A 15,316-nucleotide genomic window follows, 5' to 3' on the forward strand; every position below is an offset into this window, starting at 1 on the left:
AGCGCTATTGCTCGCGTCGCTCGCCGACGATGTCGTACTGATCGTTGTCCGGCATGCAGATCTGCACGATCTGTTTGAGCCTGCGCTCAGCGTTGTTGAGGATGCGCGCGCGGTCGTCGCCAGTGATCTTGCCCTGTACGACACGCTCGGTAGCCCGGACGTACACACGGTCGTATTGCGTGAGACATCGGACGAGCAATCCCGCGAGCGGCCGCGTGATCGTCAGTTCGATCAGGTCGTGCGGCAGTTCGATGGGGCGCGCGTTCTGGCGCAGTAGCCACTGCTCGGTCTTGCGCAGCCACTCCGAGGTTTCGCGCAGTGCCGCCTCGAGCGCGCGCACTTTCCCACCGCGTGCGACCGCAATCTTCGCCGCGCAGAAGTTGTAGTCGGAGCGAATGTAGTTCCGCGCGAACAGGGATGAGTAGCGCAGAACGGTCTTGGCATCCGACTCCGGGTTGATACGCGCAACCCGTGAATCGCTCGTAAGACGTTCAATCGGTTTCAGTCCAATACTCGCCGCTACCGAGACGGGGGGCTGCTGTGGTTGAGCGAGGGTGCCCGGTGCTGGATGATCGGGTGCAATGTCGGGGCGCGGGTCCGGCTCCGGCGTCTGTTCAAGAACTGCGGCCATGTGAATTTTTCGGGTGGTCTCTCTCACCGGCCATTTTGCGCGACCACGTCAGACGATATGCGGTCAAAAGCTGCACTGTTTTCGTGACCTTTCGGGGCATTGCAGGCCAGATTTTGCGCAATACTGACTCTACTTCCTGCGTCGCTGACGCATCGACACTGACCCGGCTAGCCCGGAGTCCATCTTCTGTACAAGCCGTGCCTTGAGCATGCTCCGACCAGGCGGCAACTGGTGTGGAATATTCTTCTGATGAGCGCCTAGCCAGCGCTCCCCATTCATTCAGTCATAAAACTCGTCACCGGCCGCATTCATTTGCGCCGAGACATCGTTCGGACCCGGACATCGGGTGTTCTCTCTCCAGAGCCTAGTCTGGGTAGAACGATCGAAGTGGACTGAACCGTGATCCTGCGGCGGAATGAATTTTCCGAAAATGGGCTGTTGCGCAGCGTGACCATGCTGCGCGAGGGCGACTTACGCCCTCGTATATGAGCCTTGCGGCTCCCTGAGCGCCACGACCCCGGAAGGGTTGTGGCGCTCGGGTCATTTCCATCGAATCCCGAAACGCGTTCCTCACACCGAGGGACGCGTTTTTTTTCGTCCGTTGTTTCTGTCCCGTTGGAGGTCTTCATTGCTTCCTGACCGTCTTGACCAGCGCATAGCCGAAGCGATCAGCCGCACGATCGACGAAGAGCGCGCAAATGCCGATACCACGTCGCCGGCATGGCGACAGCGTTGCGAGGTTGCCCAGGTCGCGAAATACAGCGATCCGGAACGCCGCGTCTTTCTTTCCCATGTAGCCGAACGCCGCGGAGATGCGGCAGCACACGAACTGGAGCAGTCAGCCGGTGAGTTGCGGACAACGGCCATTTTCTTTCTCGCGAGGAAACCACTCTCATGAACGCAGTAGTCAATCTGGTCAACGGCCCTGTACGCAGCGTCGTTGAAGAGCGGGCCTTGCGTCCGCCGGTGATCGGGCACATTCGCCCGGGCATCAAGGTTCTCACTTCAAGAGCACGCGGCAATGCTCGTGCGGTTGAGCTTTACGAGAGCATGGTTTCTGCAGGTGAGTCTTTCGACGCGATCGCGATGGCACTCGAATCGAAATGCAACCTGAAAAACGCACTCGCGCCGAGAAATACGTCGTACTTCACGTGTCGCCGGTCGGACTTCACCAATCCCGATGTTGCCGACGAGATCCTGAAACTCTACGGCGAAGATCGCGGCGATGGACTCAAGCTGTATCGCTTCCCGGTGCTGTTCGCGTTCAATGACTGGATGCAGAACCTGCCGAACCAGATGACCGTCTATGGTACGAATGGCCGGAAGTTCTGGTCACAGTATGAGCGCGACGGCATCCGGTACTGCATGACGTACGCGAAGGTCGCCCGCGACCAACGTGCGCAACGTGCCGTTCGGCATTTCGGCGGCCGCACCGTCATCCGCCGTCAGGATGAGGCGATCCCCGATGGCATCTGCGACCCTGAACAGTGTCCGCAGTATCAGGCGCGTCAATGCAACCTGTCGGCGAGTTTCATCTTCGCCGTGCCGGATATCAAGGGCCTTGGTCTCATCGAACTGCCGACCAACTCGATCTACGTGCTTCAAAAAGCTTACTCGGCGATGCAGACCGTACAGCTTGCGCGAGGCAAGCTAACCGGCACGCGATTCTGGATCACGAAGCGGGAGTTCGATATCACGCGGATCAACGAGAACGGCGAGGCAGTGCGCACGCCGCAGATGCTTACCGTGCTCGATGCCGATATCGATATCGGTGCGCTGCTCGACGCAGCCGAGGACGCAGCACCGGCACTCGACGCCGCAAATCAGGCTGTTGCCTTGATCGAAGCCAGCGGTAACGTGGTTCCGATTGTCAACGTCGCAGAGCAGTCGGGTGAGCTGGTGACGCAATCGAACGAGGCCGCCGAAGCTGGTGGCGCATCGCCGGCGGTTGCCTTGACGCAACCGGCAGAGTCGACGTCGGAACATCAGACCGGGAATCCGGCGAATACGACGTCTGCTAGCGGTCCGCTCCTGCAGCACGTTCTCTCGGTTCACGACAGCGGCGAGGGCGAAGCGCCCGAGTCACTGTCCGACAAGCGCGAGCGCATGTCTGACCTGCTTCAGCGGTTGGGCCTGAGCGCGGATAACCGGCAGCAGGATTTCCGGATATACGCGCACACGGTGTTTGGGCGCGGCTGGGCTGAGCGAGTGGCTGACGTCGATCGCATGAACGAAAGACTGGTCAAGGCGTTGACTGACCCCGCCGAGCTCGATCGTGAGATCGACGCGGCCAGGCAGCCGACGTTTCTGGACTGACGTTCGTAATCCCCTAATGCAGTGCCAGCCCTTCGGGGCTGGTTTTCTTCTACTCGTCATCGAGACCATTTCAGCAAGCCTGCGTTTGCTCAAATCGTTTCGATAGCGCATCCCGCGCATCGAAATGCCGCGCAAGTGGCCATCCGTGCCGTAGAGGCACTACTTTCTAAGAGGAACCATGAAGAAGCTTGCAAAGACCCTGCTTGTCGCTGCTATTGCGAGTTTGTCGGCGGCACCTGCGTTTTCCTGTTCGTTGCAGGACATTACGACGGAGCCGCTGCGCAACATCATCAACCAGCAGGGCGGCTATCCGATCAGCGACGAACAATGTGCCATGTTGAACGCCCATTATCTGCGGATTCACGTAGACGGTGATGCGGTCGTCCTCGATGGCGTGAATATGGCGTGGGCGGACGTGTCCGTGATGAACGCGGACCACGTCATTTCGACGAAAAGCGGCGTAAGCACGCGGATTAACCGGAAGGCCACGCCCAGTCAGACCGTCGCGAACCAGTTGTTCTATGAAGCCTTGCAGCACGCGGTGAACTCGCTGGACTGGACTGCCGCCACCGGGCAGTTCTCGTCATCGGGGAAGTCGCTGCTCAACTGACGCTCTACCGTGTATAGCCAGCCGTTGGGCTGGCTACTGCCACCTACGACGAAAACGCTTTAGCAAGCGAACCGTCGTTTGCTCAAACGCTTTCGACCGCGCATCCCGCGCATCGAAATCACGCCGTGATCACGGCCATCTCTTTTTCACACGTCCTTGCGGACGTCAATTCCATCCAGGCTGCCCGCGGGCGGCCATTTTTATTTCTGGAGGCGAAATTGCAACTCGCACATTTCTCTGATCTGCATTACGCGCCGGACAACTTGATCGAATCGGATCGTTGCTTCAGCTTCGCCGTCAGCGATGCGATCGAGCGCGGCGCCGAGGTCGGCGTGATCTCGGGCGACTCGACTGACCACCGCCTCGACGCTCACGCCCCATCGCTAAATGCGCTAGCCACGCAGGTTCACCGGCTGGCCAATTCGATGCCAGTCCTCATGCTTCAGGGCACGTTTTCGCACGAGCCTCCGGGCACGCTCGACAACTTCGCGCTAATGGGCGGCACGCATCAGATCTTCGTAGCGGACCGCGTTGCCCAGGTCGCGCTGATCGATGGTCGGTTCTGGGCGTCGAAAGGGCCCGTGTTCTCCGATGACGAGCTGCGCCAGTTCATCGACCTCAAACCCGAAGTGGTGTTCACCTGCCTTCCCACGGTCAACAAGGGCCAGCTTGCCGCGAGCGTTGGCGCGCTCGAGGCAGGTACGGGACTGGGCGATGTGCTTGCCGCATTTCTGGCGGCGGCAGGCCGGGTGAACAGGCAGTTTCGCGCTTCGGGAATCCGGACGGTGGGCGTGTCGCATGGCACTGTCAACGGTTGCACGACTGAGCATGGCGTCGTGATGGCTGGCTTCGATCACGAATTCTCACTGACGGCGCTGTTTGATGCCGAATGCGATGGATTCATGCTCGGTCATATCCACAAGGAGCAACAATGGGAGCGCGATAGCAGGCTGGTCGCCTACCCCGGATCGATCGGGCGGTTCCATTACGGCGAGGAAGGCGATAAGGGCTATCTCGTCTGGAATGTCGAGCCGGGCAACACGACGGCAACGCTGGTTCCGACTCCATCGCGTCAGATGATTTGCGTCGATTTCGACGGGCCGCCCGACATGGCACGGCTCGAAGAGATCGCTGCGGCCGCCGGCGACAAGTTCGTGCGGGTGCGCTGGCAGATCGACGAGGAGCATCGGCAGGCGGTCGACCGCGAAGCCATCAAGGCGCTGTTCGCCGGCGCGGCGGATCTCAAGGTGGAAGCCCGGATCTTGCCTGTCGTACGCAGCCGGGCCCAGGGCATCAGCCTGGAGACGACTGTCGAAGGCAAGCTCGCTCGCTGGTGTGATCTTGCCAGTGTCGAAGCCGACCCACTGCAGGAGCGATTGCAGCTGCTCGCCTCGGGCGACGCGGAAGCGATCGCTGCCAGTGTGCTGGAACGCATTGACTCGCTGGCGCAGCCGCTCTCCCTCGCCGTCGTGCTGCCGCATCCGGCGGCATCAACACCGGCGCTGGAAGACGCTGCACCTGCCGTCGAGCCACAACCTGCAAAGCCGGCAGCAGCAGCATCGACGCTCGACTGGCTCAATGATGATCTGTTTGCGGCCTAGCCGCCATAGCGAGAGTGGCCATGACGGCACTCTCGCGCGGAACACAGCCGTGTTCCGGTAGCGCGCCGCGCCGTGCGCTACCGGAACAATGTTCACCCGCGTCCTCGACGCATCGATCGCAGTTCGCTGCATCCATCTTTTTCTCTTAACCCTGGCGGGGATTCATCCCTCCCGGGATGCACTCCGCCCATCTTCTGTGGAGTGTCATCATGTTTGGTCTCTATCCTGCTGGCGCCCAATGGGTCCGGCATTTCAGCGCAAAGCGCGCGCCACGCGATATTGGCAAGGTTCTCACGGCCCACGCCGGATTCAACGCTGGCATTTTTCACACCCCGTTTGGCGAGCATCGCGGTGCGGTGATTGCCCAGTCAGGGCGATTTCTGATCCTCGCCGCAGCCGTCAATGTCGACCAGTCCGATCTGGCCGTCGTCCCTGACATCCAGATGCAAAACCTGCTCTGGTCGTTTGAGACGGGATACGCAAGCCAGTGGGGGCCGCGCGAGCTGCTCGCGCTGACTGGCGTGGACAACTGGGACGGTCTGATCCGGCGCACCAGTTCCGAATACGCTGCCGTCTGCAAGACCGTCGAAGATGCCGTTGATGGCTCGCTTGAAAAGCGGGCTGTCGAGGCTGCGGCCGCGGCTGAAGCGGCTAAAGCAGAAGCGGCGAAGCGTGCCGCAATGCCCGACCCCGTCGTTGGCAGGATGTTCTCCAGCGACGACGACGCGCCGTGGCTGCCTTCCGACTATCTGTTTGACGCGCCGGAGGTGCAACCATGCGCCCACTGACGCTTACGCTCACCGGATTTATCGGTGTGCGAGACGGGATGAAGCGCGACAGCGTCACGCTCAATCTTGAATCGCTGCCGAACGGTCTGATTGCGCTCACGGGCCCGAACGGGGCGGGGAAGTCCACCATCATGGACAACCTCCATCCGTACCGGATCATGCCCTCACGCGCGACGAAGCTGTCCGTCGATGGGTTCTCCTACTGGGATCACCTCTACGGTGCGCAGGCGCTAAAGGAGTTCGAATGGGAGCACGGCGGCGTTCGTTACCGCTCATCGTTCGCTTTCCGCAAGCCGGGCAAGACTGGCAAGGCCGAGTATTTTCTGGCCTGGCGTGATTCGGACGGCAAGTGGCAACCCATGCAGACGGGCGACGGCACTGTCTCCGACGGCAAGGCTGAAACCTACGATCTGTGTGTCGAATCGGTGTGCGGATCGCTGGAATCGTTTTTCACCAGCGTTTTTTCGGCGCAGAACCGACGTCCGCTTGCCTCGTATGGAGCGAGCGAAATCAAGGCGCTGCTGGCCGAGCTGCTGCATATCGACGATCTTCGTACCCTTTCGGCGCAATCCAGCGAGGTCGCGAAGGTGCTTGGCCGCACGCTGGACGCCACGCAACAGCAACTTGTTGCGCTCGGTGCGAAACGTGACCGGCTTGCACAGATCGATCAGGCCATCGCTTCCGATGTCCAGTCGGTCGCGTCCACTCGCGAGAGCCGCGAAGCGCTGAACGTGAAGGTTGTCGCCCTGACCGACCAGCGCGCATTGCTTGTGGCGAAACAGACAGCGAATGCGAGCGCACAGGCCCGGTTACGCGAACTGGCAACGCGGCGCAGCCAGATCACCGCAGCGCTGCAAACGCTCGCTACTGACGCGACCGCTGACGATCGCCGTTTTGGACAGCGGCGCACTTCGTTGCGCGCTACGGTCACGGAGCACAACGCTGTGATCGCGCAGCGAGAGGCGATTCTTGGAGCCGCCGCGGCGCGCGACGCCGCACAGGCACGCGTCGCTGCGGAGGAAGCCCGTATTGCGCCGATTCAGGCGGCTATCGATGTGCTCGAAGCAAAGCAGCTTGAACTGACGTCGGCTTCGTCCCGGTTGAAAGGGCTGGAGTCGGAAGGGTCGTCACGGGCAACGCTTCTGAAAGCCCTTGAACAGCAGGCGAGTGTGATCGGAACCGTGCCGTGTGCCGGCCACGAGATGCACAACACCTGCCCGCTGCTTGCGCAGGCGCGCGAGGCCGATACGAAGGTGCATGAGCAACGCATTTCGCTCACCAACCTTCGTACCGAGTTCCGCACGAAACGCGAGTCTGTCGAAAAGCTCACGCCAGAGGTCCAGCAACTTGCGGGAAAACGTGCCGAGCTTAAATCGGTCACCGACCAGATTGCGGCCGCGCGCCGCGACCTACAGAAGGCGGTGGATCTTGCCGCGCGCAAGCCGCTGCTCGATGCCGCAACCGAAGGTCTGGGCAAAGCTACTGCAGAACTGGCCGCGCTCGACTCTGAGGAAGCAACGTTGCGTGCACGCCGGGAGGCGCAGCAATCGCAGTTGGCGAACGAGGCGAAGGAACTGGACGCGGAAGTCGCACGCCTCGGCGTCGACGACGTGACGGGAGCCATTGCTGACATCGACCGGCAACTGACGCAGTGCCGTGAAGCCATCACCGCGGCCGAAGCACGGATCGAAACCCTGATCCGTTCTCAGGCTACACGTGAGGTCGAGCGGCACACCATCGCAACCGACCTTGGGAGCTTCGACGCGACCCAATCGCGTGCCCAGCGCATTTCGGACGAGATAGCGCGCTGGAAGCTGCTTGCCAAGGGACTCGGCAACGAAGGCGTGATTGCGTTGACGATTGATGATGCTGGACCTGCGCTAACGAAGATGGTGAACGACCTGCTGCTCGCATGCTACGGCATGCGCTTCACGGTCGAGATCCAGACTCAGCGTGCACTGGCCAGCGGCGAACTGCGCGAGGGTTTCGAAATCCTCGTACACGACGCCGATCACGACAGCACCAAGGCAGTCACGGTGATGTCGGGTGGTCAGAAGGTCTGGATCAACGAGTGTCTGACGCGAGGGATCGCGCTGTACCTGGCTAGCAACGCAGGTCAGCCGTATCAGTCCCTGTTCAGCGACGAGTCCGATGGTCCACTCGATCCGCAGCGCAAGCTGCAGTTCATGCGGATGAAGCGGGAGGTGTTGCGGCAGGGCGGGTATGAGCGCGAGTTCTTCATCTCGCAAACGCCCGATCTTGTCGCAGAAGCCGATGCTGTGATTGATGTTGCCGCGCTAGCTGCTGCATGAACCATGTTTTTTCAACCCTGTGGGGACCGCCCACAGGGGCGTTCCCTCGCTTTTTCTCAACGAGGAACGCGATGAAATCAAAGCAAGACATGTATGCACGTACCGAAGCCACCACGGTGTCAGTTCGTGCCTCAACGCCGCGTGTTGGCAACACTCACACCTACGTCCTGAACGGCACGCTCATGCGTGACGTTCTCGTCGACGGCAAGTGGGTGACGCTTCACGCCAGCATCCCCCTGGAATCGCGCGCCGCATAAGCGGCCGCCCCTGTGAGGTCTTCCATGAATAACCTGTTGATGCTGCTCATTGCAGCAGGCAGTTCGTCGCTGTGCGCCTGCTCGTCCCAACCCCAGAGGGTCGAGACGGCGAGGCCTGTCCCTACGATTGTCGTCCAGCAGCCGAAGGGCGAGCCGGGCGACTTCGTTCTCTGCAAGGATGGCCGCGTGCTGGTATTCCCGGCCGCGCATCCGAAAACCTGCACCTGACGCGAAAGCCCTGACCCTCGAGAGAGCGTTGGGGCTTCTCGCTTAAACTTCGAGGCGATCATGAAAAAGCAGATTGCAACTGCGGCTGTGATCGGAGCATTACTGGCTCTGGCCTGTTTGCTCTGGGAACAGCAGTCCGTTGCAGCAATGGGCAACCATGGCGCGGGCGCGCGCGCTTTACGCGCAAACCCGTCGCCGTTCGACCGGCATTTGAGGTACAGCAATGTTTAAGGACCCGAAGCAGGGCTGGCGTCCTGATTTTGCGCGTCTGCGCGGGCGCGTCTATCTGGCAATCGCTGCCCAGATTGAAGAAGCGATTAGCCTCGGCATCTTCGCACCCGGCGAACGGCTGCCATCACAGCGGGCGATTGCCGACGACCTTGGCTTCCACCTGAACACGGTGAATGCGGCGTTTCGCGAGGCAGCACGTCGCGGTCTGATTCGCAGCAACGTCGGTCGCGGCGGGACGATTGTCCTCGGCCAGCAGGTTGCTCACTCAGCCTGACATCGCAGTCGCCTTCATTTTTATTTACCTTCCCGACGGGGCAAACCGCCCGTTGGCGCGGTTTGCTCACCACAATTCGCTGGAGCAGATCGATGACATATTCCTGCAGTGATTTTTTCGACGATGTGATGCGTTGCCTGGTCGAATCCAGGGCGATCGACAGTACTGACATTCCTGATGATGATCCCGGAGCCGGCGCCGATATCGCGGTCAATGCCATCGTGACAATGCACCGCGCGGGCCTGTCGTCACAGTTCGTGCGCGAGCTGCTCGCCGAGGTCGAATCGCTCGCTGCGGTTGCCGAAGAGCATGGACCAGACGCTGTTGCATTCCTGTTTTATCTACAGGCGGCGATCCTGAACGGTTCGAGCGTTGAGGCGCGTGGCACCGAAGATTCGGAACTGCTCGCTCTCATTGGCCGCCTGCCATCCGCGTCCGCATGGATGACACACATACTCGCGGCCGAACCTGCATAGGCGGCGTTCGACAACCTGCAGCCGCCCGTCGTGAGTCTCCAACCTGGAGGCTTCGACGGGCTTTTTTTATTGAACATCGCGTTGGCGAAAGAGAACGCAAATACAGCATCTTTTTACGGTGTCACGGCCAATTTCTGACATTACGCTGTGTACACAACCCGCGCCAACGGCGCATCGACAGGCTCGCTCCGTGCGGGCCTTTCTTTTTTGTCCCTATGAGAGCTTTCTCCCACAGGGGGCTCTTTCTTTTGGAGCCTCCATGAACAGGATTCATAGCAGCCCCAGGCGTTACCGTTCCTCCGCGTGGGAAAGTGTGCGCGGATCGTCCGATAGTCGGTCCGACGACTTCGCGCGTCACTTGCGAGAAATCGTCCGTCCGTTGCAAATCGCGTATCAGCGCCTCATGGCTGCGTACGACGGTCACCCCGTCGGGATCGAGTGCCGCATGGATGCACGAGAGTCGTGGGCATTCGCGCTACCGGATGCGTCCGGCGTGAAGTCCTGGCGCGTTCAGCAGTTCGACCTTGATGGTTTCGTTGGTCATTCCTGAAGCAACCGATCTAACGGAGATCGATTTTGCGCTGGACAGCGCTGGTTTTACCGCAATGAAACTGTTCCAGTCGAAGGGGCGGCAGCCTGGGATAGCCGGTGTCTATCCTTGGACAATGGAACAGTATGTTGAACTGGCCTCGTTCTCAGGTGCGTCATGGATCGCTCAACCGGACTTTTGTTGCGAGCCAGAGCTGGCCGTCGACCAGCAGGCGATCGACTATCGTGTGGCCGCGACGGCGACGCTGCTCGAAGGCATGCTCCGGGTGGTTTACGCGTGGCAGGACCAGCTGGCCCAGACGATGAGTGCGAACGCCGTGCAAAACATGGTTCGCATTCCCGTACCCGTGGCGCAGGGCTGGTCCGTTGACGATTACCGCCGTAGCATCGACCTCATGATGCAGGTGTGGGATCGCTGGATGCCGTGGATTGCGCCGCCGGCACTGATCGGTCTCGGTTCGGTCTGTCGGCGGCATCTTACCGATCCGCGTCACGGCTTGTTTGCGATTCTCGAAGGCCTCGAAGGGCATCTTCCGGCCGGCGCTCGCCTTCATCTCTTCGGGGTGAAAGGACAGGCGCTGGAGCGCGTGAAGATGTACGACTGGGTAGCGAGCGTAGACTCAATGGCGGCCGACTTCGCTGCGCGCGTGAAGGCCCGAAAGGCCGGAGTATCGAATACGATCGCTCACCGCATCGCGGAGGTCGACCGTTGGATGGCGTCTGCAACTCGCCGCGTCGCGCCTGCCGCCGGCGATCAGTTTCGGCTCTCCTTTGCCGCCTGACAGCCTCAAACCTTTGCCTACAGCCCGCGAGCTCTTCGGAACCGCGGGCTTTACTTTTTTATGGCTCCATCGGGATTCGCTCGGTGGTATTAAAAGACCCCGTGGTGACTTTCCGCGGATTGTGCGCAATCATGGCATCGTCACAGGATTTCGCGCTGGCAAGATCGTGATCGTCAGGCGCGAGTCCATGGAGCGAGCCCGCGGCTTGAGATAGGAAAACGACATGTTTGAAATTTGGGCGATCGAGGCGGACGGCAAGCGCGTCCTGGTACGCGACGACGTTGCAGAGGGCAGCCTGGCACGTGCGCTAGTCAGCGAAGGCAATAACGGCGCGGCTATTCGCGGAGAACCGCACCGATATGTAGCCGTTCCCGATCCAGATGCGGTCGAAACAGAAAGCCAGAGGTAGAACGGAAAAAAGGGGCCTGCGTAACGTCGGAGGTTGCCATGAAACGCATAAGCCGGTTCGCGGAGTACGAAGGCTGGAAGATCGAGGCGTCACCGACTATCCTGGCGAATCAGAGGCTTTTCGTTTCGGGTGTGATCGTCTCGCGCGATGGTGAGCGGTTCATTTTCACTGATATCGGGAACCGCGTTTATCGGACCCAGGCCTACGAACGCGGGATCGAATGGGCGAGGCAGTGGATCGACAACAACTATCGACTCGCGGCGCACAAGCCTCCCCAGCGATAACACAAAAGCACGGTGCGCGACAGGAACGGCCTTGCTTCCCGGACCGGTCAAGCTCGAGCCGTCCGGTACTGCCGGATGAGTTCGCGGACTTCTTCGCGACGGAGATCCGGTGTGTCTCTCCTGCGTTCAGCGATGTAACCGATGAGGTCGGCGTCAGCATCGTCCGGCAGTAGCAACTGCATATCTGAAATTCTAAGGTCCAATGCCTCCGGCATTCGAGCAAATTTCTCGTAGCAACGTGCATAGAGGTTGACGGAGTCACGAGATAGCCCAGTCGTATGTTGTACGAACTCGTAGACACGGCTTTTAGCCTGTTTGCGCGCGGCCGGACTGCTCCCCGTCAACCTTACATACTCCCGTTCAATTCTCTGAATAAGCTCAACGATTGATCGCCCTTTCATGAGATATTCTTCCGTTGCCGCGATCGTGGTTGGCCGCGCGCCGTTCTCACTCTTGACGTCGGCGGCGACGCGTCTCAGTAAAGCCTCGAGTTCGGCGACGCTTCCGATTGGTTGCCAAGTTTCCTCAAACATGTTTTCCTCTCGCTAGATTCTTTCGATGCTGACGGCGCCTGACTACCTTTCGGCAGCGTCCTTGAAAACTTTAAGTAAATCGTTTCGAAGTTCGGAAACATCCATCTCGTTTCGTGCGCGCGTCAAACCCACGTAGAGCAGGCGCTTCTCTTCATCGGTAAGGGTGGTGCGTCCGTCATCGTCCGCCTTGAAACGGAAGTCTCCGCAGACTTTTACACGGTTCCATTCGAGTCCTTTCGCGCGATGAATGGTCGACACGACATAGTCGGCCTCGGCTTCTGGCGATGCGCGTGACAACATATCGCGCAAGTAGGCGGTCCCCTCCCGGTCGATGATCTGAACGATGGGTAGGAGGTCTCGGCCTGCGTAGCTGGCGGCATACTCCTGCACGTCACGCCAAGTTTCAAACAGCGCCAGAGACGCGGGGCTGAACGTACGCTCGCCTCGCATCAGGCGGTCAGCACCGTCTGCGAAGGCCAGGATCTCTTCGATGTTCGCCCGGACGGCTACCTTGTGCCCGGCCTGCAGCCCATTCGCGAGATTCCCGATCACGGTCACGTTTTTCCGACACAGGATGGCATCGAACTTCCTGGCCAGGTCTGGCTCTTCAAAAAAAACAGAACCGATGTGCGACTGACCGCGGAGCGGGGTTCGTTCGCCTAGAAGATTGAGCACACGGGAGGCAAGCGCGGCGAAGTGGTGCCCGAAGCGGAAAGACTCAGTCAGCGTACATTCGCGCGCCTTGATGTGTTCCATCGCATTGACCGCGCCGCGCCACTCGTAAATCTGCTGGTACGGATCGCCAACGTAAATGATCTGTGCGTGTTCCTGCCGACGCAATACCGAAAGCATCAATCCGTCGCTATCCTGCGCTTCGTCGAGAAGGATGAAGTCCGCACCGATCTGCGGGCGCGATCGCTCCCACGTCTTGAGGTAGACGTCGGGCGTGATTGCAGTCTTCCCATTCGGGTCCGTGCTCTCATCCCAGTGGCGCACGACGAACGGCAGCAGCGTTGAGCGCAGTTCCTCGGCCGCTGCTTCGGTGATCATTTCATCAACAGGGATATGCCATGACTCAGGTTTGTCCTGCGCCGATCGGCAGAAACGCGCCGCACCGTCCGCCACCAGTCGCCCGACCTGGAATGCTGACAGCTCGATGTTCTTGCCGATGATCGTCGGGACCCGAACCGGGCCAAGCCCATACCTGCTCGCAAGATGGTGAGGCGGTTCCTTCGGTAGATTGAGCCTTGCCGTCAGAGCTTTTACCGTTGCTCCGTAAGCGGCGGAGTGAACCGTTTTACAGGTGACGTTGCGCGGGAATTTCTTTCTCGCATCCGTTGCGATGTCCTTGTTGAACGAGAGATAGAACCCGCGCTTTGAACTGAAGCGCTCGGCAATCATGTGCAGCTGTGACGTTTTTCCTGCGCCCGCGTACGCTTTCACTTTGACCGTTGCGCCGGACGCAACTGCATCAAGCGTGAAGAGTTGTTCATCGGTCGGCTTGATCTCTTTCATGAGGTTTCGAATGCGGATGGTTTAACCAGCATACCTGGTGACCCGTAAAGTCAAGCGACAACGAGTAGTGTCTCAGCATCAGCGGTGTGCGGGCCGGGAAAAGAGCATGAATAGCGTGTCTCTTTGCGCGGCCCGATCGATCCGATCACCGTAAAGCGCGAGCAATATCCTTTGGCACCGGGACCGGTTTGCTATGACTGGTATGTACGCGCGTGAGCCCCGCGAGCACGAATTCCGACCGGATCTTCACGCGCTGTGTGAATAGCCCGCGCCCTGTGGCGACGGGTGTTGCTTCGTGCGGGTTTCGTCGATCGATGTAGTCCTGGAAATCGACCTCGATGGGAAACATGGCAGTCTTGTCGCCATCTTCCACCACCAGTCTGACCGTCTTGAGCGGCATTCCGCGCAAGTGGCTGTCGAGTATCCGGTTGAGAATTCGATCGCGAACGATGTACGAACTCATCGGGCTTTGATAAGCCGGATTGACGCGCCGCAAGTGAACGACTGCGAGCCGTTCCGACGAGGCAGTAATGGCGATGCGAAAAGTCAATGCGCACGGCCGCCCGGACTCGTCCGGATACGCGATGTCGGCAAATTCCGTTTGATAAGGCATGCGAACTCCGATCGATGGGTTATGCCGATCTGGATAAACCGGCGTAACCCACCCTACGGAGCTGTGTGCAAAGTCAAGTCGAGCCCGCTTCGCTGATCGTGGCGCGCAGACGCGTGACCGTTCGTTGGCTGACAAGTCCGAGCATTCGGCTTGTGTCTTCGTTGCTGCGGCCGCTCAGCAACTGACGGCGAGCGAAGGTGTTGCGAAGGATGCGCGGACTCATGTCAGGCGCAACAAAGCCTATGCTATCGAGCGCGTCTTTTACGACGGCGCCGAGAAGGACGTCGTTCACCGCGCCACTGCGACCTGGTGCTGGAAAAAGCAGAACGTCGTCCGCAGACGGTTGAGCGTCCTGCCATCGCTGCAAAGCTGGCAATGCAAACTGCGGCAGCGTTACCCGCCGTTGATCGCGAGCACCGCGCTTGGGAACGTAGACATTCGGTCGGGCGCCGTTGACGACAACATGGCGCCGCCGCGCCTGACGCAACTCGGCCGCCGATATGCCCGCACCCAGGAACAGCGCTACGATGGCGCGGTTTCGAAGTATTCGGGAATCATCCAGCCCTGACGGGATGGTCCACACCTGCAGCCGTTCGTCCGCGGCCTGATCGAGGTAGAGAGGTAGCGGCTCGTTCTCGGGCCAACGAGCGAACGCGCTTACTTCAGACGCCGGGTTGCTGGCACGCAGCCCAATGTCGACGAGATGGCGGCATAGCCGGTTCAGCATCTTGGCGTATCGCAAGCGCGTCGACGTCCCGGGCGTCGTGCGACTCTCGATCTCGTTGAAAAATCCCTCGATCTGCGCGGCGTCGAACGTGGCCACCGACGCGTGCCGCTCGTGAATATGGCGGAGAAAGCGGTCGAACATTGCAGCGTGCTGCAGACGCGATCGCGCAGAGAAAGGCCG

Annotated in this window: 19 protein-coding genes; 14 read left to right on the plus strand and 5 right to left on the minus strand. The window is 60.1% G+C overall.

Going from position 1 to position 15,316, the window contains the following annotated elements:
* Positions 1-4: 4 nt before the first annotated feature.
* Positions 5-631: a DUF1845 domain-containing protein gene (locus C2L64_RS44780; protein WP_103153825.1), complete on the minus strand. Its 627-nt coding sequence runs from the start codon at positions 629-631 to the stop codon at positions 5-7.
* A 628-nt stretch (positions 632-1,259) separates the two neighbouring features.
* On the opposite strand from C2L64_RS44780, the gene C2L64_RS56160 reads away from it, so the two are divergent.
* The 14 genes from C2L64_RS56160 to C2L64_RS44850 all read left to right on the plus strand — a co-directional run bounded on the left by C2L64_RS56160 (position 1,260) and on the right by C2L64_RS44850 (position 11,748).
* Positions 1,260-1,529 carry a DUF7696 family protein gene (locus C2L64_RS56160; RefSeq protein ID WP_103153826.1) on the plus strand — a complete coding sequence of 90 codons (270 nt, stop codon included), beginning with the start codon at positions 1,260-1,262 and terminating at the stop codon, positions 1,527-1,529.
* Positions 1,526-2,947: a recombination directionality factor gene (locus tag C2L64_RS44790; protein WP_103153827.1), complete on the plus strand. Its 1,422-nt coding sequence runs from the start codon at positions 1,526-1,528 to the stop codon at positions 2,945-2,947. The genes C2L64_RS56160 and C2L64_RS44790 overlap by 4 nt, the downstream gene beginning before the upstream one ends.
* A gap of 178 nt (positions 2,948-3,125) precedes the next feature.
* The gene (locus C2L64_RS44795; RefSeq protein ID WP_103153828.1) at positions 3,126-3,557 is read left to right on the plus strand and encodes a hypothetical protein; all 432 of its coding nucleotides are present in this window, start codon (positions 3,126-3,128) and stop codon (positions 3,555-3,557) included.
* Between the two features lie 218 nt (positions 3,558-3,775).
* Positions 3,776-5,158, plus strand: a complete 1,383-nt coding sequence (locus tag C2L64_RS44800) for a metallophosphoesterase family protein (protein WP_103154335.1) — start codon at positions 3,776-3,778, stop codon at positions 5,156-5,158.
* A 209-nt stretch (positions 5,159-5,367) separates the two neighbouring features.
* On the plus strand, positions 5,368-5,946 hold the full coding sequence (locus C2L64_RS44805; protein ID WP_103154336.1) for a hypothetical protein: 579 nt from the start codon (positions 5,368-5,370) through the stop codon (positions 5,944-5,946).
* Positions 5,934-8,258 (plus strand): AAA family ATPase, encoded by a 2,325-nt coding sequence (locus C2L64_RS44810; protein ID WP_103153829.1) that lies wholly within the window; start codon positions 5,934-5,936, stop codon positions 8,256-8,258. The genes C2L64_RS44805 and C2L64_RS44810 overlap by 13 nt, the downstream gene beginning before the upstream one ends.
* Before the next feature lie 71 nt (positions 8,259-8,329).
* The gene (locus tag C2L64_RS44815; protein ID WP_103153830.1) at positions 8,330-8,515 is read left to right on the plus strand and encodes a hypothetical protein; all 186 of its coding nucleotides are present in this window, start codon (positions 8,330-8,332) and stop codon (positions 8,513-8,515) included.
* A 24-nt stretch (positions 8,516-8,539) separates the two neighbouring features.
* The gene (locus tag C2L64_RS44820; protein WP_103153831.1) at positions 8,540-8,743 is read left to right on the plus strand and encodes a hypothetical protein; all 204 of its coding nucleotides are present in this window, start codon (positions 8,540-8,542) and stop codon (positions 8,741-8,743) included.
* Between the two features lie 60 nt (positions 8,744-8,803).
* Positions 8,804-8,974, plus strand: coding sequence for a hypothetical protein (locus tag C2L64_RS53690; protein WP_158660568.1), 171 nt, complete (start codon positions 8,804-8,806; stop codon positions 8,972-8,974).
* Positions 8,967-9,248, plus strand: a complete 282-nt coding sequence (locus C2L64_RS44825; RefSeq protein WP_103153832.1) for a GntR family transcriptional regulator — start codon at positions 8,967-8,969, stop codon at positions 9,246-9,248. The genes C2L64_RS53690 and C2L64_RS44825 overlap by 8 nt, the downstream gene beginning before the upstream one ends.
* A gap of 62 nt (positions 9,249-9,310) precedes the next feature.
* The gene (locus C2L64_RS44830) at positions 9,311-9,724 is read left to right on the plus strand and encodes a hypothetical protein (RefSeq protein WP_158660569.1); all 414 of its coding nucleotides are present in this window, start codon (positions 9,311-9,313) and stop codon (positions 9,722-9,724) included.
* Between the two features lie 527 nt (positions 9,725-10,251).
* A complete protein-coding gene (locus C2L64_RS44840) occupies positions 10,252-11,055 on the plus strand; it encodes a deazapurine DNA modification protein DpdA family protein (protein ID WP_244212333.1) in 804 nt (267 codons plus the stop codon).
* Between the two features lie 223 nt (positions 11,056-11,278).
* Positions 11,279-11,464: a hypothetical protein gene (locus C2L64_RS44845; RefSeq protein WP_035544592.1), complete on the plus strand. Its 186-nt coding sequence runs from the start codon at positions 11,279-11,281 to the stop codon at positions 11,462-11,464.
* 38 nt (positions 11,465-11,502) lie between these two features.
* Complete coding sequence (locus tag C2L64_RS44850; protein WP_103153834.1) at positions 11,503-11,748, plus strand: hypothetical protein; 246 nt, start codon at positions 11,503-11,505, stop codon at positions 11,746-11,748.
* A gap of 47 nt (positions 11,749-11,795) precedes the next feature.
* Here C2L64_RS44850 and C2L64_RS44855 read toward each other — a convergent pair whose 3' ends face one another.
* The 4 genes from C2L64_RS44855 to C2L64_RS44870 form a co-directional block, all read right to left on the minus strand.
* Positions 11,796-12,281 (minus strand): hypothetical protein, encoded by a 486-nt coding sequence (locus tag C2L64_RS44855; protein ID WP_103153835.1) that lies wholly within the window; start codon positions 12,279-12,281, stop codon positions 11,796-11,798.
* Positions 12,282-12,323: 42 nt separating this feature from the next.
* Positions 12,324-13,796 (minus strand): 3'-5' exonuclease, encoded by a 1,473-nt coding sequence (locus C2L64_RS44860; protein ID WP_103153836.1) that lies wholly within the window; start codon positions 13,794-13,796, stop codon positions 12,324-12,326.
* A gap of 145 nt (positions 13,797-13,941) precedes the next feature.
* A complete protein-coding gene (locus tag C2L64_RS44865) occupies positions 13,942-14,409 on the minus strand; it encodes a hypothetical protein (RefSeq protein WP_103153837.1) in 468 nt (155 codons plus the stop codon).
* Between the two features lie 73 nt (positions 14,410-14,482).
* Entirely contained in the window at positions 14,483-15,277 is a 795-nt protein-coding gene (locus C2L64_RS44870) for a tyrosine-type recombinase/integrase (RefSeq protein ID WP_322790677.1), read from the minus strand.
* Positions 15,278-15,316 lie beyond the last annotated feature (39 nt).

It is taken from the genome of Paraburkholderia hospita, assembly GCF_002902965.1.
Lineage (GTDB): Bacteria > Pseudomonadota > Gammaproteobacteria > Burkholderiales > Burkholderiaceae > Paraburkholderia > Paraburkholderia hospita.

What these genes read in the sequence shown, in the direction of transcription:
- C2L64_RS44780 (WP_103153825.1), bottom strand. Translation starts at nt 631, where the DNA reads ATGGCCGCAGTTCTTGAACAGACGCCGGAGCCGGACCCGCGCCCCGAC.
- C2L64_RS44790 (WP_103153827.1), top strand. Translation starts at nt 1,526, where the DNA reads ATGAACGCAGTAGTCAATCTGGTCAACGGCCCTGTACGCAGCGTCGTT.
- C2L64_RS44795 (WP_103153828.1), top strand. Translation starts at nt 3,126, where the DNA reads ATGAAGAAGCTTGCAAAGACCCTGCTTGTCGCTGCTATTGCGAGTTTG.
- C2L64_RS44805 (WP_103154336.1), top strand. Translation starts at nt 5,368, where the DNA reads ATGTTTGGTCTCTATCCTGCTGGCGCCCAATGGGTCCGGCATTTCAGC.
- C2L64_RS44810 (WP_103153829.1), top strand. Translation starts at nt 5,934, where the DNA reads ATGCGCCCACTGACGCTTACGCTCACCGGATTTATCGGTGTGCGAGAC.
- C2L64_RS44815 (WP_103153830.1), top strand. Translation starts at nt 8,330, where the DNA reads ATGAAATCAAAGCAAGACATGTATGCACGTACCGAAGCCACCACGGTG.
- C2L64_RS44820 (WP_103153831.1), top strand. Translation starts at nt 8,540, where the DNA reads ATGAATAACCTGTTGATGCTGCTCATTGCAGCAGGCAGTTCGTCGCTG.
- C2L64_RS53690 (WP_158660568.1), top strand. Translation starts at nt 8,804, where the DNA reads ATGAAAAAGCAGATTGCAACTGCGGCTGTGATCGGAGCATTACTGGCT.
- C2L64_RS44825 (WP_103153832.1), top strand. Translation starts at nt 8,967, where the DNA reads ATGTTTAAGGACCCGAAGCAGGGCTGGCGTCCTGATTTTGCGCGTCTG.
- C2L64_RS44840 (WP_244212333.1), top strand. Translation starts at nt 10,252, where the DNA reads ATGGTTTCGTTGGTCATTCCTGAAGCAACCGATCTAACGGAGATCGAT.
- C2L64_RS44845 (WP_035544592.1), top strand. Translation starts at nt 11,279, where the DNA reads ATGTTTGAAATTTGGGCGATCGAGGCGGACGGCAAGCGCGTCCTGGTA.
- C2L64_RS44850 (WP_103153834.1), top strand. Translation starts at nt 11,503, where the DNA reads ATGAAACGCATAAGCCGGTTCGCGGAGTACGAAGGCTGGAAGATCGAG.
- C2L64_RS44855 (WP_103153835.1), bottom strand. Translation starts at nt 12,281, where the DNA reads ATGTTTGAGGAAACTTGGCAACCAATCGGAAGCGTCGCCGAACTCGAG.
- C2L64_RS44860 (WP_103153836.1), bottom strand. Translation starts at nt 13,796, where the DNA reads ATGAAAGAGATCAAGCCGACCGATGAACAACTCTTCACGCTTGATGCA.
- C2L64_RS44865 (WP_103153837.1), bottom strand. Translation starts at nt 14,409, where the DNA reads ATGCCTTATCAAACGGAATTTGCCGACATCGCGTATCCGGACGAGTCC.
- C2L64_RS44870 (WP_322790677.1), bottom strand. Translation starts at nt 15,277, where the DNA reads ATGTTCGACCGCTTTCTCCGCCATATTCACGAGCGGCACGCGTCGGTG.